The following is an 18,317-nucleotide window of genomic DNA, read 5'->3' on the forward strand; positions in this document are numbered from 1 at the left end:
ATTTTTTTATAAACTTTTTAATAAAGTTTTTTAAAATGGTAAAAACACTAATTTTAATATTCTAAAAACAATTGGTTGAACTACCTAATTTGTGGTAATATTAAACTTCTGTCTGATTTAGAGACAAATCTCATAAGGAGGTAACTGATCTTGGACAATAAGACTCAAAGTGCCTATCGGAAAGAGAAGCAGCAACTCGATCAAATCGCTGCGGAGATTACAAAACAGCGGCAGGTGTTGGAGAACTACCCCAGGTATTCTGGCGATAATGTAACAGAACAAGTTCTTGAGAGCATTCGAGAGGAGAATCGTCAATCTCTTGCCATATCTTCAAAAGAACCATACTTTGCACGAATGGATTTTCAAGAGGATGAGAAGGAATCACATTCGTATTATATTGGGAAAGTTGGCGTAGCACATGGAGAGTCACAGGATTCTCTGGTTGTAGACTGGAGAGCACCTGTTGCGAGTATGTTCTATGCATTTACAGGGCCAGAAGAGGATGTCTATTATGTATCGCCTGATGGCGTCATCGAAGGGAATATAGAGCTGAAGCGAAATATTGTGATTCGAGATAAAGAACTTCAGCGAGTCGTAGACACCTATGTAGAAGGTAGCGATGATTTAAGTGGCTCAGATGAATTTCTTCTATATCGTCTGAGTGAAAATAAAGATAACCGTCTCCGTGACATCGTATCAACAATACAAACAAAGCAAAATGATATTATTCGTGCTGAGCGATCGACGCCACTTATCATACAAGGAGCAGCAGGAAGTGGTAAGACAACGGTTGCGCTTCATCGATTAGCTTTCTTACTATATGAATACAGAGATACCATTCAAGCGGGTAAAATGATTATCTTTGCACCGAATAGGATGTTTCTTGATTATATTTCAGGAGTCCTTCCGGAGCTAGGTGTAGGGGGAATTCAACAATCAACCTTCACAGATTGGACAATAAAAACGATTGAAGAAAAGATTACGATTGATTCATCTGGACACGACCTCAGAAAGTGGTTTGGGAAGAGTCGATTCGATTTTTCAATTGCAGAAGGAAGAGTAAAAGGATCACTGACATTTAAAAAATGGATTGATCAAGCTATACATCGTTATAGCAACTCAGTCGGTCCGGTTGGCTCCTTTCACCCATTTGAAGGAAGAGAGCTTTCAGAAACGAAGATCGAACAATGGTTAAAAGACCTTTCTGCATATCCTGTTGGCCGTAAACGCGAAATGATGATGAATCGTTTTAAAATTTGGATAAAAGGTGAGATCAAATCGGTAGAGGGAGCCCATTTAAAGAAAGAATATCGCAAACTAGCAAACGATCAGCTGAAGAATTATTTTAAAACATGGCCGAAGCAAACTGCTCTTTCGTTCTATCAATCACTTTTTCAATCGAATGTTCCTAGCTACATAACACAGTCAGAAAGAGCAGATGTTATAAGTGAAGAACTTGTGCTGGAAACGGCAAAGCGAATAAAAAAGAAGAAATTATCGCCGGATGACCTTGCCCCTCTCCTTTACATTCAATTTCAATTGAACGGTATTGATAAAGAACATAGGTTTCAGCATATTGTAATTGACGAAGCTCAGGACTTTTCACCTTTTCAACTGGCGCTTCTGAAAGAAGTGAATCGAAGTCAATCTTTTACAATATTAGGGGATTTGGCACAGGGCATTCATTCATATAAGGGCATTCATAGCTGGGAAGAATTTAGAGTGCTTTTCAACGGTAAAGACCTTTATATGGAACTTGAACAAAGTTATCGATCGACTTTAGAAATTATTGAATTTGCGAATGAAGTGATAGCTCATGCGGATATACCGGTTCAACCGGCTGTGCCTGTTTTTCGAAGTGGAAAGAAAGTCGAAATAAGCAAAATAGATAAGAAGAGGCATGTTAGTAGCTTGTTAAAATCAGCTAAAGAAATGAAAGAGAGAGGTATGAATACAGTAGCGATTGTTGGTAGGAGCGAAGAGGAATGTCATGATTTGTATGACAATCTTAGTAGGTATGATGAGAAGTTGCATCTCATTACTGCGGATGATCGATCTTATGAAGGGGGACTATCAATTGTGCCAATCTATCTTACTAAAGGATTAGAATTCGATGGAGTTATATTGGCAAATGCTAACGAAGATAATTATAGTCCACATGCAACAGATGCGAAATTACTATATGTAGGATGTACAAGAGCATTGCATGAATTAAAACTCTTTTATATTGATACTCCTTCACAATTGCTACCAGTTTAGTCAAACGTTTGTTTAAAGGTTACCTTTGTTATTTCATACCATGAAATGAGCGATTGTTAGTACATTCAAGTATTAGCACCATTGAGCATTTACTTCACACAATCTACAAAAAAAGCTAAACTCTTTATTATTTATTGCCGATAATAAAAGTAGTTGGAATATAAAACTGAAAAAGGCAAACCTGTTGAAAAGCAGGGACGCAAAGTTATGGGCCTGCCCGCATGAATGCGAATGGTTGCCAAACCGCCAGGCTCCTTTTTGAGCTCTGGGTTGAAAAAAAGGAGAGCGTACATGTGAAGAATGTATCGGTTGCTGTTGGAATTCTCTTTTTTATACTGGGCTTTTTTGTGCAGATAATGGTTTTGCCTGAGGGGAAAGCTGAGGCGATAGAAATGGACACTTCTCTTGCTACATGGATTTGGAACACAAGGGACATTGAAACGAAATCAAATGAGATCCTTCAGTTTATGGAGGAGAAACAAGTAACCGATGCTTACTTGCAAATAAATCGTTCAGTAATGGCATCTTCTTATGAATCATTTATTGGAAATGCGACATCCAAAGGTATTCGTGTACATGCTCTAGATGGGGCACCAAATTGGGCTACAAGAAATGGTGCTACATATCAGGCGAACTTATTTAACTGGTTGGATTCCTATCAAGCTAATGCGACAGAGAATCAAAAGTTTAGTGGTGTTCATCTTGATATAGAACCTTATCTTCATTCTGGCTGGACGAATAGTTATCAAAAAACGATTGCTTTCTATCAAGACCGTTTATCAGATGGAAAAACTCGTGCGATGAGTCTTGGATTATCGTTTGGTGTCGACACTCCTTTTTGGTTTGACGAACAATCTTACAACAATCGGTATGGATCGGGCAATTTAGCTGAGTGGATTATTCAAACGGCGGATGTGACTACATTAATGGCTTACCGTGATCGTGCTGATGGTGCAAATGGAATTGTTGCTCTTATTAGCAATGAGATAGCTTTAGCTGAAAAATATGGCAAGAAAATCTCCGTTGGTGTAGAGACAGGGCAAACGTCAGAAGCTTCCTACATTTCATTCTTTGAAGAGGGAGAAGCAGTCATGATAAAGGAACTTCTCAAAGTAAAGACTGCATATGAGCATTCCTCTTCAGTAAAAGGTTTTTCCATACATTATCTTGATAGTTGGATGGCGTTAACACAATAATAAAAATGAACCCCCGGACTGAAAATCAGCCGGGGGTTCATTTTTATGAATTCAGCTTACGATAAAATTGATTTGACGCGACCAACCTGTCCATCTTCAAGACGTACTTTGATACCATGTGGATGGGTCGGAGACTTCGTCAGGATATCTTTCACGATTCCTCTTGTCGTTTTCCCTGAACGCTGATCTTGTTTCAAGACGATATCTACAGTTTTCCCTGGTTCTATATTACTTCTGTTCTGTCCGTTCATCAGTAACCTCTTTCTCTGTCGCTTCGTTATGCTGCTCCTCAGGCAACGGATCGACAGTATGTTTGACACTGTATCCTTTTGATACAGCCATTCCAAAAGCAGCGGCAATGACAATCGTCATAATGACAACGACGATGACTGTTATCGTAATAACCATTCCCGAACTCCTTTCCGTGATGTCTGCTTTCACTTTACCATGATTATCGCGGTTAAGATAGAACATGATCTGACGAGGGTTGTCATATAGCTTAATCTGTCTAAGTCGCTGGTCCTATATAAATATATAGCTTTAGCTCATTATGGAGGCTTTGGTAAGCAGGTAGAATCAAAGTATGAAAGGAGGCGATTATGATGAAGAAAGCAGGTTTGCTTTTACTTGGGATCATCGCTGCGATTGTATTGTTGTCGAATCTTGGTTCATTAGTAGGTATGATGATTAGCCTTGGCATCCTCTACATTGCATTTAAGAAGTTTATTCAGGCAGATTCAACAACTGGTAAAGTCATCTGGGGGATCTTAGGATTCATCGGTTTAAGTACTGCCGTGGCGAATATGCCAGCTATTCTTGGTCTCGTAGCTATCTACATTCTTTATGTCGTTTATAAAAAGTGGGATGGAGCAAGTTACGATAAGAAAGACAATGACCCATTCACAAATTTTGAAAAGCAATGGGATGAACTGAAGAAAAGTTAATCAAACAAAGGAGAGAATGGACATGCCAAATTTACTTAATCGCATCAAAAACTCAATTGAAGCTGATTTTCATAGCATCCTTGACCAGAAGGAGGAGAAAAATCCAATTTCCCTTTTAAATCACTATTTAAGACAGTGTGAAAGAGAAGTGGAAAAGGCGAGAAAACTTGTCGAGCGGCAGTCAACGCTACTTTTAGAATTCAGAAGAGAATTAGATAAAGCGCGAAGAAATGCTGAGAAACGCGCTGGACAAGCTGTTTTAGCAAATGAAGCAGGCGAGGCTGAGCTGTATGAGTTCGCAAAACAAGAGCAGTTGCAATATGAAGAAAGAGCTAACCACTTATCACAATTGATGGATGAGGCAGATCTTGAGCTTAAACGTCTTGAACAAAAGTACGAGAAAATGAAGCATAAGCTTAAAGATATGTCGATTAAGCGAATGGAATTAATGGGGAAAGAGAATAGTGTGAGGGCTCATCATAAGATGGATTTGGTTCTGGAAGAAAGGAATCTAGATCAACCATTTAATCGTTTTGATGAGATGGAGAGTTATATTGAGCAACTTGAGAAGAAAGTGAATAGAGATTACGATATGTCTACTATTGATACAAAGTTCCACTTACTTGAGAAAAAGGCGAAAAAACAAGAAACCAATTCAAATTCTTAGAGAAATAGTGGTATTCTAAAAGAGGCGCGTGCGCCTTTTTTAGTCATGAGTATAAAAGGTGCAATGACGATAAATGAGGGATGAATGGAGGGACGCTAGTGTGGAAAAATAGACATATTGACACTGTTAATGGACTTCTAATAATTGGAGTTATTCTTATCCTATTAGAAGTTTCTTTAAATGGCGGCCTCCTGTTCTTATTAATTCTTTCCGCTGCATTTGTTTATATGGGGAGAAAACGTCTTCCACGAACTTCAGGAAAAGTTTTTCTTGGACTCGGTATCTTTTTCTTTCTAACGACCGTTATGAATATGGTAGTCGTGAAGTTTTTTCTTCTTGTTCTATTAGTCTATCTTGGCTTCCAGTTTTATCAGTCCAAACAAAAACCGAAGAAAATAAGGCCGGTATTTGAAAAACCTTCAGTGTCTGAAGAAGGAATGATCCATCAAAAGCCATTGTTGCAAAACAAGTGGTCCGGTCGACAGAAAACACATGATCATGTGTACGAGTGGAATGATATTAACATTCAAGCTGGTTTTGGTGAAACGATTATCGATTTAAGTTACACGGTTCTTCCTAAAGGAGAATCCGTTATTATGATTCGAAACGTCGTAGGAAAAGTGCAAATACTCATTCCCTATGAACTCGAAGTGAATATTCAACATTCAGCTATGATCGGATCTGCCACGTTGTTACAACATGAAGAACCTGGAGTGTTTAATCAAGTTCTCTCTTATAAAACGAATGGATATGATGATGCTACTGAAAAGGTAAAACTAGTCACCTCGATGTTTGCTGGAGATTTAGAGGTGAAGCGAGTATGAGTGTCATGAAGCGTCATATGCTATTTGGTGCATTACTGTCACTCTTGCTATTTTTTCTTTTCTCTGCCGCTTATTTGACTGTTTTCCCACCGGCATCTCTTTCCCTTTTATTTGAGAAAGATTTAATGGACTTACCGTTCGGGTTAATCGTTCCAATTATATGTGTAATGATTGGAGCGGCTGTTGGAGGAATATCAGGTTTATATGCGAGTAAAGAAATTCAAAACATTGCAGATACGCTAGAGGAACTTGATAAGGGACGTGCTTTACATAACTATAGTGGTACAAGTCTAAATGTCGTTTTTGAACAAATTGATAAATTGCAAAACCGAATGAATGATCAAGTAAGACTAGCCCAGAAGCTTGCGAACGAGAAAGCAGAGGATCATGAGAAGCGAGTTCAACAAGTCGTATCCGAAGAACGCAATCGTCTTGCTCGTGAGCTACATGACTCCGTGAGTCAGCAGCTTTTCGCTGCTTCCATGTTAATGAGTACGATAACGGAAAGTCGTGAAGTAGCGGATGATCTAGAAACAAAGCACCTTAAGATGATTGAAGAAACCATTCATCAATCCCAACTAGAAATGCGCGCTCTCTTACTTCATCTTAGACCTGCCGCATTGAAAGATCGCTCACTCGAGGAAGGAATAAAAGAGCTATTGAACGAACTGTCTCAAAAGGTGCCAATACAAGTGAATTGGAAGCTTGAAGCCATTGAGCTCGATAAAGGTGTTGAAGACCATCTGTTTCGTATACTACAGGAATGTGTATCCAATACACTAAGGCATGCGAAGGCATCGACACTTGATGTTCTACTTATTCATCGAGATGGACGTACGATCTTACGAATAGTTGATGATGGGGTTGGTTTTAAGATGGACGAGAAGAAAGCTGCTTCATATGGATTACAAAACATGCATGAACGAGCACTCGAAATCGGAGGGGTTCTTAAATTGGTCAGTCTTCCACATAAAGGGACTAGGCTGGAAGTAAGCGTACCACTTGTTGGGAGGGGTAGAGAATGATTAAAGTTTTGTTTGTCGATGATCATGAAATGGTTCGGATTGGCGTTTCATCTTATTTATCTGCTCAGGCTGATATTGACGTCATTGGAGAAGCGGATAATGGAAAGAAAGGGGTAGACCTCGCGCTATCCCTTCGTCCAGATATCATATTAATGGATCTAGTTATGGAAGAAATGGATGGGATTGAAGCAACGAAACAGATTATTACACAATGGCCAGATGCAAAAATCATTATCGTAACAAGCTTCTTAGACGACGAAAAAGTCTATCCAGCACTTGAAGCTGGAGCTACAAGCTATATGCTGAAAACATCGAAAGCTGTGGAGATTGCAAATGCAGTTCGAAAAACGCACCATGGGGAATCTGTTCTTGAACCTGAAGTAACGGGGAAAATGATGTCGAGGATGAGAAGTAGAATTCAAAAGCAGCCCCATGAAGAACTCACGGATCGAGAGATGGAAATTCTCTTATTAATGGCTCAGGGAAAGGCGAACCAGACGATTGCTAATGAACTGTTTATTGCGCTTAAAACAGTAAAGGTTCATGTGAGCAACATTCTTGGAAAACTTGAAGTTCATGATCGAACCCAGGCGGTTATTTATGCGTTTAAGCATGACCTTGTAAAATGAGCAAAAACAGAAGCTGTTTTTGCTTTTTTTAATACAATGAAGAGAGGTTGATTCTACTTATTTAGCAACCAAAAAATTAAGAAAATTCTTGTATATTAGTGTCGAATTCAATAGATAACATAGTAATAAAGACCTATTTATGAGTTGTAACCGCTTCAATTAAAAATCTTAGGTTTAGGCTGTTTACAAAGCGCTGAATCCCTATTATAATCCCGATTGTGCTTACGAAACGAAAACAAAACAACGGGAGGGATAATAGATGCTTCATCACATCAAAACTTATCTGCTAATTACTTTGGGTGCGCTCGGTGTTGCTACCCACGTTCATTTCTTTCTATCTCCTAATAGTCTTGCGACGGGGGGAGTCAGTGGTTTATCGATTCTGATGAACCATCTAGTCCCGAACCTGTCAGTCGGAATGTTTATGATCATATTAAACGCAGTACTTTTGTTAGTTGGAATTCTTTTTCTCGGTCCTAAATTCGGTGTTAAAACGATCTATGCAAGTTTCGCTTTATCGCTTGCTGTATGGGCATTTGAACGCTTTATACCAGTAACTGAGCCATTTAGCCAGGATATCCTAATTCAATTAATTATTGGTCAGTGTATTGCTGCAGCAGGTATGGGACTTGTCTTTCATCAGAAAGCTTCTACTGGCGGTACAGATATTATTGCGATGATTCTTAATAAGTATTTCTCTATGGAGGTTGGAAAAGCCGTTCTAATCTCAGATATTTCAATTGCTCTATTCTCAGTCGTCTTGTTTGGACCTGAAATCGGAATGTATGCGATCTTTGGTGTCATTCTAAATGGCCTTGTCATTGATTATACGCTTCAGAGCTTTGAAGCTAAGAAAGAGATTGTGATTATCAGTAAAGAAAGTGAAGAAATTCGATCCTTTATTGTTGAAGAGATTGGAAAAGGCGCAACAATCCACACGGCTAGAGGGGCGTTTACTTCTGATGAAAAAGAAGTGATTACAACAATCCTTGGTAGAAAAGATCTTCTTAAATTGAAAAAGCATGTTGGTGTTGTTGATCAGAAAGCCTTTATTACGGTTCACAGTATGAAAGAAATTCTTGGTCAAGATTTTAAATCTCTTGCATAATAGCTTAAAACCCCTTTTCCAGAATGGAAAAGGGGTTTTTACTTATAATTATTTCTTACGTTTAAAAGCATACAGAAGCGTAACGATCAAAATAAGAGCAGCCAGTACATAAGATGAGTAAACGACTAATGGTACGTCTCCATTTTGATTTTTGACACCAATCCCAATAAAGGCCCAAACAAAAACGAGTGGGTAGATCCAATCTTGCTCGCTTTTCAAGAAATAAAGAGCAAGAATTGTCGCGATGATTAATAGTAGGAATGTCCATATCGTATCGGAAATACCAAATCCATCCCAGTCAATGTATGTTAGGTAGTAACTAATGTTGGCGATCGTCGCAACGCTAATCCAACCCAGATAAACGGAAAAAGGTAACAAATCAAAGAAAGAAGCATCTGCTGCTTTCAAATTAGTATAAAGCCTAATGAGTGTGAACAGTAAAAGAAGCATAACGATCACCGATAAGCCGAAGAATTCATAATGCCACATGAAAATCCAAAGACTATTTAGAATGGAACTTAGAACAAATAGTCCACTCGTCTCCTGGTAGATTGGCAAATCTCTCCGACTTTTAGGAAATTGACGAATAACCCATATTCCTAGAAGAAGATAGATCAGCCCCCATATACTAAAAACATAGCCGGCAGGTGTAAAAAGTACGTTCAGTCTATTTGATATTTCTCCTGTCGTTTGCCCATTTAACGGTAGTGCATTTGCAAGGCCATTTACTGTTACGACGAGTATATACGCAATGAGATTAAGAAGAAATTTACCCATAAGGACCTCCTAGAAATAAAGTCTATAGTACATACTATTCCTTCTTAATCTTAAACATAACCGTCTTTTTATGTGCATGAGCACATAGAAAAACCTGCCCCTAATTGAGGGGCAGGTGAGTGTTATTAGCGATTAGGAAGTGTAGCATATTCAGGGTCTGCTACTTTTACAAGTTGTTTACCAAGGTTTGTACCTTCAAAGAGACCAAGGAATGCGTCAGGAACGTTTTCAAATCCTTCCACGATTGTTTCTTCATATTTTAACTTGCCTTCTTGTAACCATTTCCCTAATTGCTCAGCACCTTCATTAAAGCGATCTGAATAATCGCCTACAACGAAGCCTTTCATGAGAGCACTTGATTGGATAAGTTTTGTCTGAACGCGTGGACCAAGATCCGCTTCTTTCTTATTGTAAGAAGAAATTGCGCCGCAAACAGGGATACGAGCAAATTTATTTAGTAGGCTAATGGCAGCATCGCCGATTTCGCCACCAACGTTTTCATAATAAACGTCAATGCCGTCTGGACAAGCTTCTTTTAGCGCTTTGTATACGTCCTGGGTTTTGTAGTTAATTCCTTCATCAAAACCAAGTTCGTTTTTGATATAGTCGATTTTATCGTCTGAACCAGCGATACCTACAACACGGCAGCCTTTGATTTTGGCAATTTGACCAACAACAGAGCCTACTGCTCCAGCTGCGCCTGATACAACGACTGTTTCGCCTTCTTTAGGCTGACCAATATCGAGAAGTCCGAAGTAAGCTGTTTGTCCAGGCATACCAAGGATTCCAAGATGCGTGGTAATTGGAGCGATAGATGGATCAATTTTTCGAAGATGCTTTTCATTCACAACTGAGTATTCTTCCCAGTTTAGGTGGCCAATAACAACATCACCTTGATTAAATTGAGAAGATTTGGATTCGGCAACTTCTGCTACGACACCACCGTTTAATGGTTCGTTGATTTGGAAGGGTGCTACGTATGATTTTGCATCTCTCATACGCCCTCTCATGTAAGGGTCTACTGTAAGGTATAGTGCACGTAGAAGAACTTCTCCATCTTTAGGTGATGGAATGTCCGCTTCAACAATGTTGAAGTGTTCCATTGAAGGCATACCTTCTGGTCGTTTTGCTAGATGAATTTGTCTTTGTTTACTCATTCATAATCCCTCCATTATATGATTGATGCCTCATTCATTTCTTATCTAAGCTGTTCCACCTAAACGGTACCACAAAACATTACAGTTTATCAAAGTATTCGCATTGTAAATAAGCACATCTAAAAACAGTACTTTTCATCTTCTTCAACACATTCAAATTCTCTTTTTTTGAAAAGAATAGACATAATTGGTTATGATACGAAAGAGAGGAGGAAGGTCTATTGAGTCCCAGAACTAGCGGGTGGATTATGAAACAAACGTGGGAGGATCTTTTGTTCCTACACTGGTCTGTTGATCGCTATTGGCTTCAATCCATGCTTCCACCTCAGCTAGAAGTAGATACGTTTGAAGGGGAGGCATGGATTGGAATCGTTCCATTTGAAATGAATCAAATTCGGTTTCGTGGCTTACCTTCGGTTCCATTTGCTTCAAAACTACTTGAGCTTAATGTGCGGACTTATGTGAAATATGGCCAGAAACGTGGCGTGTATTTCTTTAGCCTTGATGCTAGTCATAGAGCAGGTGTTATGATGGCGAGAAATCTTTTTCACCTTCCTTACCTTCAAGCAAAAATGGGTAAAAAAAGTGATGGAAAGCAAATTAGCTTTTGGTCTTCAAGAACACATAAGGGTGTTGAAAAAGCCGATTACCATATTATTTATGAACCACTAGGAACATCTTATGAAGCGCGAAAAGGAGATCTTGATTTTTGGCTTACAGAAAGAGATCGGCTTTTTATTGTAAGAGGAAATAAAGTATTTCAGGGGAAAATTAAGCATGATCGATGGCCACTTCAAAAGGTTGATGTTGCTGTTCTTCGTGATACTCTCTCACACCCATATCACTACTCTGATCAAGTTGTTACTCATTTCTCTAAGAAGGTGACAACTTATTTGTGGCCATTTGAGAATGTAACCCAGACAGGAAAACCCCTTCACATTAAGTAAAGGGGTTTTTGATATTACGATTCTAGTGAATGCTTTCTTTGAAATGAGCGGGGTTCTATGCGACGGAATATTTTGGTGCGAGCAAGGGTGAAAATAACCAGTGCTGCCCAAATTAAAGCAAAACTGACTAAGTGCACAGAAGTAAACGACTCTCCATAGAGGAATACACCTTGTATGAGCATTAAAGTAGGTGCGATGTATTGAAGAAAACCAATCATCGAAAGCGAAATGCGGTTTGCCCCGCTTGCAAAAAGCAACAGTGGTACAGCAGTGACAATTCCAGCGCCTAGTAATAATCCGAAAAGAGTGACGTCTTCTAAATACATGGCATCTGCCACACTAGTACGCACTGTTATTAAATAAATTAACGCAAATGGCGTAATGAATAGCGTCTCAATCGTTAGTCCTGTTAAAGCACCAAGTCTCGCTTTTTTCTTCAATAAACCATAGAGCCCAAAGCTCATGGCCAGGATGAGAGAGACCCATGGTATTTCTCCAAATCGAAAGACGAGATTTAATACGCCAATTGTCGCAAGAGCAAATGAAATGAGTTGCCAGAAGGAAAGCCTTTCTTTTAAGAATAGAATACCTAGAAGAACGCTAATTAATGGGTTGATATAGTATCCAAGGCTGGTTTGAATGACGTGATCATGATTGACAGCCCATATGAATGCATACCAGTTTATAGTGATGAATACGGATGCAAAAGCGATCGCTGCTAGCTTCTTCGGCTGACGAAAAATACCGAGAAGCTCTATTTTAAATGAAGTTAATTTCCTCAGCACGATTAATATGATAATCATAAAAGCAAAGGACCAGATGATCCTATGAGCTAACACTTCTTCAGATGGTACTTGCCCGACGAGCTTCCAATATAGTGGGAGAATACCCCATAAGAAATAGGCGCCGGCACCCGAAAGTATCCCAAACATTTGTTCATTATCTGAAAATTTCATCGTTTTTCCTCGTTTCCATAAGATCACTTCACACTAGTTTAGCTTCCTTTCCAAATCATTACAACGAAAAAGCGTTCGTCTATGAACATAGACTGTTACATAAAGCGAAAGGGGCTGGAAGCAATGAGAGCAGCGCGCATTTTATTAGATCAGAAGGTGGGAGACGTAACAGGGAACGGCATTCCTGATCTTGTGACCCTTACTGGTAATAAACCATTTGGAGATGATTCACCGTTAGTCGATAGCGTGGTTCTAACGATCAAAAACGATGCCACAGCGATCGATGTCTCTTTTGCTCTTCCGGGTAGTAGTGGCTATAACCCGACCCTTTATTTGGGTGATTTTACCGGGAACAAAGTGAAGGAAATATTAGTGCGTTCTGATTCTGGAGGGAGTGGAGGAATTACGTATGACTTTTTGTATTCCTATCTAAATCAAACCCTGAGGTTACTTTTTGATCAACAGAGTTTCTATGAAGCTTTTACTTATGATGTATACTACCTTGATTATTATCAAGCGAAGGTTGAAAATAAAACGTTAAATCAAAACTATATTGTGAGTCTTCTTTATAAAGGAGAAGAGTATCTTTCGGAAATTTATAAGGAGAACGGGCAATTAAAAGCCCCGATAAAGGGAAGTGTCTTGCCTCCTGGAGGCGTATATCCAATTGATTTGCAGCGTGACGGAGTTGATGAATTGTTGGTCTATCAGAGAGTAATCGGAAAATATAACGCGGATGGGCTAGGTTTTCTTTCTACACCACTTCAGTGGAAAGAAAACCAGTTCGTTCCTATGTATCAATCTTTATGTATATTTGGATAGAGAGTATGTAAGAAAAGGGGGATGTGATCCCCCTTTGGAATTTCGTTTTTATTGCTTTTCAAGAAGAGATGCAAGTACGTGTTTCTTGAATTTCTCTGTCTTGCGTCCTTCAATGTAACGTACATCATGTTTTTTAAGCTGTTCAACGTACCAGCCTTTGCTTCCGTAATGCATCGAACCATCCTTTCTCTATTGAAAATTCTATAAGGAGTATTCAATAAACCTTAACCGTGAACCATGTTATCATCCATTGCTCTCTATGAAAAGGGGAAAAGTCTATTTTTTTGAAGGAATTTTGTTACAGGATTCATGACAATTCATAAACAACAAAGGATAATCAAAGTAAGGAGGGATGTGCATGGATTTTGCCTGGCTTGTGGCAGAGGATAAGATTAAAACAGCATTGAAAAATGGTGATTTTGACGATCTACCTGGTAAAGGAAAACGACAGAATCTTGAGGATTTATCGATGATTCCAGAAGATCTTAGAATAGCCTATAAAGTTCTAAAGAATAGTGGCTATCTCCCTGAAGAAATGGATTTAAAAAATGAGTTACTGTCTCTAGAAAAACTTCTTGAGTATTGTGAGGATGATAGGGAGAAAGAGCGTTTAAAGCAGCGAATTTCAGAAAAGCAGCTTCGTTACAATAAGCTTTATCAGGAAAGACGCTTCCGTTTAACTAAAGAATATCAGCCTAAAGTGCAAAAGAAACTAACCGAATGGTAATTGCCCCCTTTGAATTCAATTTAAGGGGGTTCTTATTTGAACGACCACACTCTATTAAAGGAGAAATTTATACTAAGGCGAATGTAAGTATAACAGCGCGGGCGTGTTTCCTTGCAGAAAAGCCTTCCAACAATAGAGGGGGATAGAGAATGGATGGGTCTATATCAGTACATGAGCTAGTTAAAACGTATAAAGGTGATGTGAAAGCTGTCCAGGGCGTCCAGGGCGTAAGTTTTGAGGTAGCTGAAGGCGAATTTTTTGCCTTTCTCGGCCCAAATGGTGCAGGTATATCTACGACAGTTCAGATTCTTACTACGCTTGTGAAACCAACGACAGGAAGCATTCGCATTGGTGGTGTTGATGTTGGGGAAGAACCTGAACGGGTGCGATGGAATATTGGCGTGGCTCTACAAGAAACGGGTATCGATCCAGTGTTGACGGGGAGAGAGTTAATTGAAATGCAGGCAAGACTATTTGGTTTTAGTAAGAAAGAAGCCAAAACAAGAGCTGTAGAGTTACTTACCCTTGTTGACTTAAATGATGCAGCAGATCGTCCATGTGGAAAGTATTCTGGGGGAATGAGACGGAGGTTGGACCTCGCGCTCACCTTAGTTCATAAGCCTAAAATCCTTTTTCTTGATGAACCAACAACTGGACTTGATCCATCGAATCGAAAAGCCATTTGGAAGGAAATTAAGCGGTTGAATAAAGAAGAAGGAACGACGATATTCCTAACAACCCAATATCTTGAAGAAGCTGACCAACTTGCTGATCGAATCAGTATCATCAATCAGGGAAAAATCGTCGCATCCGGAAGTGCCGAAGAGTTAAAAAGGACGCTCGGATTTGATGCGATTCAACTTGTGTTCGATGAGGTTGATGAAGCGGAGCGAGCAAGTAAAACGCTAGCCGATCTTGCAGAGAATATTGAGCAATCAAAAGAAGAGATTACACTTTACACTAAGAATGGAACACAACTTCTATCAGAGCTTGTTCGTAAGCTTGATGAACACAACCTTTCCCCAAAAACATTGAATGTAAAGCCACCATCTTTAGATGATGTATTTATTAATGTGACGAACGAGCAAAAGGAAAGGGCGTGAAGCTATGGGGGAGCAAAAGAAAGGCTCTTTTCTTGTAGATACACTGGTTTTCACAAAGAGAAGTATCATAACAATCATTCGGAATCCATTGATTTTCATTCCTAATTTAATCATTAGTCTTTTCTTTTTGTTTGTTTATGAAGGAGGATTAAGTGGGATTTCAGAGCTTCCTGCATTTGAAGGAGCAAACTACCTTGCCTTTATTTTACCTGTCTCTATCGTTTCAGCTGCGATCGGGGGAGCAGGTGGAGCTGGGCAAGCGCTGGTTAAGGATTTAGAAAATGGATACTTTTCACGTCTTCTTCTTACCCCTTCCTCAAGACTTGCTATCGTACTTGGTCCGATTATTGCGGGAATGCTGCAGCTGCTCATTCAAACGGTGTTAATTCTAGTAGTTGCTTATTTTCTTGGTCTAGAAGTTGCAGCAGGATTTGGTGGAGTAATCGTCGTTCTTTTATTAACGCTTGGGTGGGGGCTTGCTTTTGCAGGGTATTCTGTTGGTGTAGCGTTACGAACAAAGAATGCTCAATCTGCACAAGCAGGGACTTTTGTATTCTTTCCACTTATTTTTCTTAGCACAACTTTTGTTCCCTATGAATTGATTGAAGCAGGTTGGTTAAAAGTTGCGGCAACGATTAATCCGACGACATATTTATTTGAAGCGATGCGCTCCGTGTTTATTGATGGTTGGGAAGCTTGGCCGCTTATTAGAGGATTTCTGGTCATAGGTCTGTTATGTGCTATTACGATTAGTTTCTCAGCGGTAAGTGCCTCCAAAGCGGTAAGTGCTGATTAAGAGAAAAAAGCTCGCATTTTATTGCGGTTTTTTTTAAAATATAGGCTATTTTTTAGCTGCATGTAGAATAAAGCGGTGTGAAGGTATATCAATAAAGGCGTTATTTTCTATATTTTTATGTAAGCGATAAAGAGCGTTTCGGTAGCGGTCGATCGAGAAGTTAGGAATTTGCCATGGTATCGCTTTTAAATAATAAATGACTGCACCAATGTCATAAAAACGTGTAGAAGGAAAAGATTCTTTAGCATCTACAATGGAAAAGCCGGAAGATTCCAGTTCTTGAACGGCGTAATTCAAGTTCCAATGATCGTATTCAGACTTCATTGGAGCATCCAACACTCGATTTAGTTCTTTCATATCTTCCCCGCCAACCTGCTGAGTAATAAAAGCTCCATTAGCGGATAGTATACGATGGACTTCCTTTGGAGAGTAGGAATCATGCTTGTTCATCACGAATTGAAATTCAGCATCTAAAAAAGGAAGAGTATCGTCATCCTCGAATCCTTTTACAATGACTCCTTCAGGCTCAAGTCTTGATTTGGCAATTGGAAGGTTAAGGGGATAGCCTTCAGTTGCTGCTAACTTCTTTGGAAATGGCTTTAATGCTTCAAGAAATTCTCCGCCGCCAGTACCCATATCAAGTACACTGTAGCTAGAGCGGAAATAGTGTAGAACATAAGAAGTGTACGACCACGGAAGCGGTTCGCCGTTCATTCTTTCTGTATTTGTAATATAAGAAAAATCCCAACCTGAGAACGGTGTTTCGATGTCTTTAAGGTGAAATTCAAATGCTTGATCTGTTATCACGTATAACCCCTCCTGTTATTAATTACCATTATAGCAGGGGAGATGTAGAGAGTGAGAAAAAGTTAATATAATCAATTAGGATTTAAAACTACAGAGATTAGGGTAAACCAAGATATGCGAACATTCGATTGAATCGATACTGCAAACCAAGTGAATCTGGAATGGAGATTAAAGGACGTGAAGACATTGAATACAGCTAAGTTATATGATCTTATAGGAATTGGGATTGGACCGTTTAATTTAGGTATGGCTGCACTTGCAGATGAGACAGAAGTAGAAGCGATTTATTTTGATCAGAAAGAAGAATACAATTGGCATCCAGGGATGTTGATTGATGGAGCGGATCTTCAGGTTCCATTTCTTGCAGATTTGGTTACCATTGCAAATCCAAAAAGCCCTTATACTTTTATTAATTACTTACATGAGCATGATCGACTTTATCAGTTTTATTTTTTTAATAAATTTGATATACCGAGAAAAGAATACAACGCTTATACTAAATGGGTTGCGTCACAATTAAATAATTGTTTCTTTGGTCAAAAAGTAATTGATGTTCTTTATGATAAAGAAAAAGCATGCTATAACGTTACGATTGAAGAGGTAAAGACGGGTCGAACAGAGACCTTGCAAGCAAAGCATGTCGTCCTAGGAACAGGAAGTGTGCCAAATATACCTGATGGCTTCGACTCATATCCACCTGAAGATGTTCTTCATACAAATCATTATCTATATCACGAGAAAGAGTTGAAAAAATCACGTTCAGTAACAGTGATCGGGTCAGGGCAAAGTGCTGCAGAAGTGTTTTATGATTTGCTTCATGACCAGGAGAAGTACGGCTATCATTTGAACTGGTTGACTCGATCAGCAGGTTTTTTTCAATTAGAATCAGCTAAGCTAGGGCAGGAAGTATTCTCGCCTGATTATGTTAGCTATTTTCACGGCCTTTCGTTTGACGACCGGAAAGATGCTCTTTCAACACTTGGAACTTTAAGAAAAGGCATAGATTCATCTACATTAAAGAATATTTATCACCTTCTTTACCATCGATCCTCTGAGGGTTCGCTAGATGTGATGATACAACCTTTATCTGAGGTAAATGGTATTGAAAAGAGAGGTAAGCACTATGAACTTGCGTGTAGACAGTGGCAAGAAAATCATGAATTCCAAACGACTACGGATAAAGTTGTTCTTGCGACTGGATATAAACCTCACTTCCCTGAATGGTTTAGACGGATAGAAGACGAAATTGAATGGGAAGATGAGAATCGATTTAAAGTAGAGATGGATCAGCAGCTGGTCTTTAAAGATGGAAGAGAGAACCACATCTTTACGTTAACAAATCTCGATCATTCTCACGGAACAGGAGCAACAAACCTTGCCCTTTCTGTTGAGCGAAACAAGCGCGTGTTGAACTTCGTAGCAGGAAGATCCTTATACAAAGTTAATACAAATACCGTTTTCCAACAGTTTTCTAGTAAAGGAATGTAGGTCTTGGAGTGGATAACGTAAAGATCTTTAAAAGCGATACGGAATCACACTAGAAAAAAGGACTCCCCAACTTATCATGTTTGGG

The 18,317-nt window shown here is 39.2% G+C and carries 21 protein-coding genes and 1 riboswitch; of the genes, 14 read left to right on the forward strand and 7 right to left on the reverse strand.

Features of this window, described 5'->3' with window-relative positions:
• The first annotated feature begins 150 nt into the window (after positions 1-150).
• The gene (locus AC0VYO_RS02170) at positions 151-2,259 is read left to right on the forward strand and encodes a HelD family protein (protein ID WP_475368345.1); all 2,109 of its coding nucleotides are present in this window, start codon (positions 151-153) and stop codon (positions 2,257-2,259) included.
• A 164-nt stretch (positions 2,260-2,423) separates the two neighbouring features.
• Positions 2,424-2,510, forward strand: a riboswitch (cyclic di-GMP riboswitch).
• Positions 2,511-2,552: 42 nt separating this feature from the next.
• Positions 2,553-3,455, forward strand: a complete 903-nt coding sequence (locus tag AC0VYO_RS02175) for an amidase (protein ID WP_475368346.1) — start codon at positions 2,553-2,555, stop codon at positions 3,453-3,455.
• 56 nt (positions 3,456-3,511) lie between these two features.
• Here AC0VYO_RS02175 and AC0VYO_RS02180 read toward each other — a convergent pair whose 3' ends face one another.
• Together AC0VYO_RS02180 and ytzI are read right to left on the reverse strand one after the other, a co-directional pair.
• Positions 3,512-3,706 carry a YwbE family protein gene (locus AC0VYO_RS02180; protein ID WP_226616492.1) on the reverse strand — a complete coding sequence of 65 codons (195 nt, stop codon included), beginning with the start codon at positions 3,704-3,706 and terminating at the stop codon, positions 3,512-3,514.
• Positions 3,684-3,863 carry a YtzI protein gene (ytzI, locus tag AC0VYO_RS02185; RefSeq protein WP_430241579.1) on the reverse strand — a complete coding sequence of 60 codons (180 nt, stop codon included), beginning with the start codon at positions 3,861-3,863 and terminating at the stop codon, positions 3,684-3,686. Before ytzI ends, AC0VYO_RS02180 begins: the two co-directional genes overlap by 23 nt.
• Before the next feature lie 191 nt (positions 3,864-4,054).
• Here ytzI and AC0VYO_RS02190 point away from each other — a divergent pair, with 191 nt between their 5' ends.
• The 6 genes from AC0VYO_RS02190 (at position 4,055) to AC0VYO_RS02215 (ending at position 8,652) form a co-directional block, all read left to right on the forward strand.
• Positions 4,055-4,399 (forward strand): lmo0954 family membrane protein, encoded by a 345-nt coding sequence (locus AC0VYO_RS02190; protein WP_475366436.1) that lies wholly within the window; start codon positions 4,055-4,057, stop codon positions 4,397-4,399.
• 22 nt (positions 4,400-4,421) lie between these two features.
• Complete coding sequence (locus AC0VYO_RS02195; RefSeq protein WP_371018531.1) at positions 4,422-5,066, forward strand: PspA/IM30 family protein; 645 nt, start codon at positions 4,422-4,424, stop codon at positions 5,064-5,066.
• 98 nt (positions 5,067-5,164) lie between these two features.
• The gene (gene liaF, locus AC0VYO_RS02200; RefSeq protein WP_475368347.1) at positions 5,165-5,890 is read left to right on the forward strand and encodes a cell wall-active antibiotics response protein LiaF; all 726 of its coding nucleotides are present in this window, start codon (positions 5,165-5,167) and stop codon (positions 5,888-5,890) included.
• Positions 5,887-6,915, forward strand: a complete 1,029-nt coding sequence (locus tag AC0VYO_RS02205) for a sensor histidine kinase (protein WP_194220139.1) — start codon at positions 5,887-5,889, stop codon at positions 6,913-6,915. Before liaF ends, AC0VYO_RS02205 begins: the two co-directional genes overlap by 4 nt.
• Positions 6,912-7,544 carry a response regulator gene (locus tag AC0VYO_RS02210; protein ID WP_283153094.1) on the forward strand — a complete coding sequence of 211 codons (633 nt, stop codon included), beginning with the start codon at positions 6,912-6,914 and terminating at the stop codon, positions 7,542-7,544. The genes AC0VYO_RS02205 and AC0VYO_RS02210 overlap by 4 nt, the downstream gene beginning before the upstream one ends.
• Positions 7,545-7,803: 259 nt before the next feature.
• Positions 7,804-8,652, forward strand: a complete 849-nt coding sequence (locus AC0VYO_RS02215; protein ID WP_194220137.1) for a YitT family protein — start codon at positions 7,804-7,806, stop codon at positions 8,650-8,652.
• A gap of 48 nt (positions 8,653-8,700) precedes the next feature.
• On the opposite strand, the gene AC0VYO_RS02220 is transcribed toward AC0VYO_RS02215, so the two are convergent.
• Both AC0VYO_RS02220 and AC0VYO_RS02225 read right to left on the reverse strand, forming a co-directional pair.
• Entirely contained in the window at positions 8,701-9,429 is a 729-nt protein-coding gene (locus tag AC0VYO_RS02220) for a TspO/MBR family protein (RefSeq protein ID WP_283153093.1), read from the reverse strand.
• Positions 9,430-9,554: 125 nt separating this feature from the next.
• Positions 9,555-10,586: an NADP-dependent oxidoreductase gene (locus AC0VYO_RS02225; RefSeq protein WP_226616501.1), complete on the reverse strand. Its 1,032-nt coding sequence runs from the start codon at positions 10,584-10,586 to the stop codon at positions 9,555-9,557.
• A gap of 221 nt (positions 10,587-10,807) precedes the next feature.
• Between AC0VYO_RS02225 and AC0VYO_RS02230 the strand changes: the two genes are divergently transcribed.
• Positions 10,808-11,533 (forward strand): YqjF family protein, encoded by a 726-nt coding sequence (locus tag AC0VYO_RS02230; RefSeq protein ID WP_475368348.1) that lies wholly within the window; start codon positions 10,808-10,810, stop codon positions 11,531-11,533.
• A 14-nt stretch (positions 11,534-11,547) separates the two neighbouring features.
• On the opposite strand, the gene rarD is transcribed toward AC0VYO_RS02230, so the two are convergent.
• Entirely contained in the window at positions 11,548-12,489 is a 942-nt protein-coding gene (gene rarD / locus AC0VYO_RS02235) for an EamA family transporter RarD (RefSeq protein WP_475368349.1), read from the reverse strand.
• A gap of 123 nt (positions 12,490-12,612) precedes the next feature.
• On the opposite strand from rarD, the gene AC0VYO_RS02240 reads away from it, so the two are divergent.
• Positions 12,613-13,311, forward strand: a complete 699-nt coding sequence (locus AC0VYO_RS02240; RefSeq protein ID WP_475368350.1) for a VCBS repeat-containing protein — start codon at positions 12,613-12,615, stop codon at positions 13,309-13,311.
• A 48-nt stretch (positions 13,312-13,359) separates the two neighbouring features.
• On the opposite strand, the gene AC0VYO_RS02245 is transcribed toward AC0VYO_RS02240, so the two are convergent.
• The gene (locus AC0VYO_RS02245) at positions 13,360-13,485 is read right to left on the reverse strand and encodes a DUF2639 domain-containing protein (protein ID WP_206894414.1); all 126 of its coding nucleotides are present in this window, start codon (positions 13,483-13,485) and stop codon (positions 13,360-13,362) included.
• Positions 13,486-13,669: 184 nt separating this feature from the next.
• Between AC0VYO_RS02245 and AC0VYO_RS02250 the strand changes: the two genes are divergently transcribed.
• The 3 genes from AC0VYO_RS02250 (at position 13,670) to AC0VYO_RS02260 (ending at position 15,937) form a co-directional block, all read left to right on the forward strand.
• Positions 13,670-14,038 (forward strand): DnaJ family domain-containing protein, encoded by a 369-nt coding sequence (locus tag AC0VYO_RS02250; protein ID WP_475368351.1) that lies wholly within the window; start codon positions 13,670-13,672, stop codon positions 14,036-14,038.
• 149 nt (positions 14,039-14,187) lie between these two features.
• Complete coding sequence (locus AC0VYO_RS02255) at positions 14,188-15,141, forward strand: ATP-binding cassette domain-containing protein (protein WP_475368352.1); 954 nt, start codon at positions 14,188-14,190, stop codon at positions 15,139-15,141.
• 4 nt (positions 15,142-15,145) lie between these two features.
• A complete protein-coding gene (locus AC0VYO_RS02260; RefSeq protein ID WP_194220129.1) occupies positions 15,146-15,937 on the forward strand; it encodes an ABC transporter permease in 792 nt (263 codons plus the stop codon).
• Positions 15,938-15,982: 45 nt separating this feature from the next.
• Here AC0VYO_RS02260 and AC0VYO_RS02265 read toward each other — a convergent pair whose 3' ends face one another.
• Complete coding sequence (locus tag AC0VYO_RS02265) at positions 15,983-16,744, reverse strand: class I SAM-dependent methyltransferase (RefSeq protein ID WP_475368353.1); 762 nt, start codon at positions 16,742-16,744, stop codon at positions 15,983-15,985.
• A gap of 177 nt (positions 16,745-16,921) precedes the next feature.
• On the opposite strand from AC0VYO_RS02265, the gene AC0VYO_RS02270 reads away from it, so the two are divergent.
• Entirely contained in the window at positions 16,922-18,232 is a 1,311-nt protein-coding gene (locus tag AC0VYO_RS02270; RefSeq protein ID WP_430241559.1) for a lysine N(6)-hydroxylase/L-ornithine N(5)-oxygenase family protein, read from the forward strand.
• Positions 18,233-18,317: the final 85 nt, after the last annotated feature.

This window comes from Anaerobacillus sp. 63XJN7_4_ISO-PGPR-S23-413 (genome assembly GCF_056173725.1).

Coding starts and splice junctions, on each gene's coding strand:
- AC0VYO_RS02180 (WP_226616492.1), bottom strand. CDS start 3,706: ATGAACGGACAGAACAGAAGTAATATAGAACCAGGGAAAACTGTAGAT.
- ytzI (WP_430241579.1), bottom strand. CDS start 3,863: ATGGTTATTACGATAACAGTCATCGTCGTTGTCATTATGACGATTGTC.
- AC0VYO_RS02190 (WP_475366436.1), top strand. CDS start 4,055: ATGATGAAGAAAGCAGGTTTGCTTTTACTTGGGATCATCGCTGCGATT.
- AC0VYO_RS02195 (WP_371018531.1), top strand. CDS start 4,422: ATGCCAAATTTACTTAATCGCATCAAAAACTCAATTGAAGCTGATTTT.
- AC0VYO_RS02205 (WP_194220139.1), top strand. CDS start 5,887: ATGAGTGTCATGAAGCGTCATATGCTATTTGGTGCATTACTGTCACTC.
- AC0VYO_RS02210 (WP_283153094.1), top strand. CDS start 6,912: ATGATTAAAGTTTTGTTTGTCGATGATCATGAAATGGTTCGGATTGGC.
- AC0VYO_RS02215 (WP_194220137.1), top strand. CDS start 7,804: ATGCTTCATCACATCAAAACTTATCTGCTAATTACTTTGGGTGCGCTC.
- AC0VYO_RS02220 (WP_283153093.1), bottom strand. CDS start 9,429: ATGGGTAAATTTCTTCTTAATCTCATTGCGTATATACTCGTCGTAACA.
- AC0VYO_RS02225 (WP_226616501.1), bottom strand. CDS start 10,586: ATGAGTAAACAAAGACAAATTCATCTAGCAAAACGACCAGAAGGTATG.
- rarD (WP_475368349.1), bottom strand. CDS start 12,489: ATGAAATTTTCAGATAATGAACAAATGTTTGGGATACTTTCGGGTGCC.
- AC0VYO_RS02240 (WP_475368350.1), top strand. CDS start 12,613: ATGAGAGCAGCGCGCATTTTATTAGATCAGAAGGTGGGAGACGTAACA.
- AC0VYO_RS02245 (WP_206894414.1), bottom strand. CDS start 13,485: ATGCATTACGGAAGCAAAGGCTGGTACGTTGAACAGCTTAAAAAACAT.
- AC0VYO_RS02250 (WP_475368351.1), top strand. CDS start 13,670: ATGGATTTTGCCTGGCTTGTGGCAGAGGATAAGATTAAAACAGCATTG.
- AC0VYO_RS02255 (WP_475368352.1), top strand. CDS start 14,188: ATGGATGGGTCTATATCAGTACATGAGCTAGTTAAAACGTATAAAGGT.
- AC0VYO_RS02260 (WP_194220129.1), top strand. CDS start 15,146: ATGGGGGAGCAAAAGAAAGGCTCTTTTCTTGTAGATACACTGGTTTTC.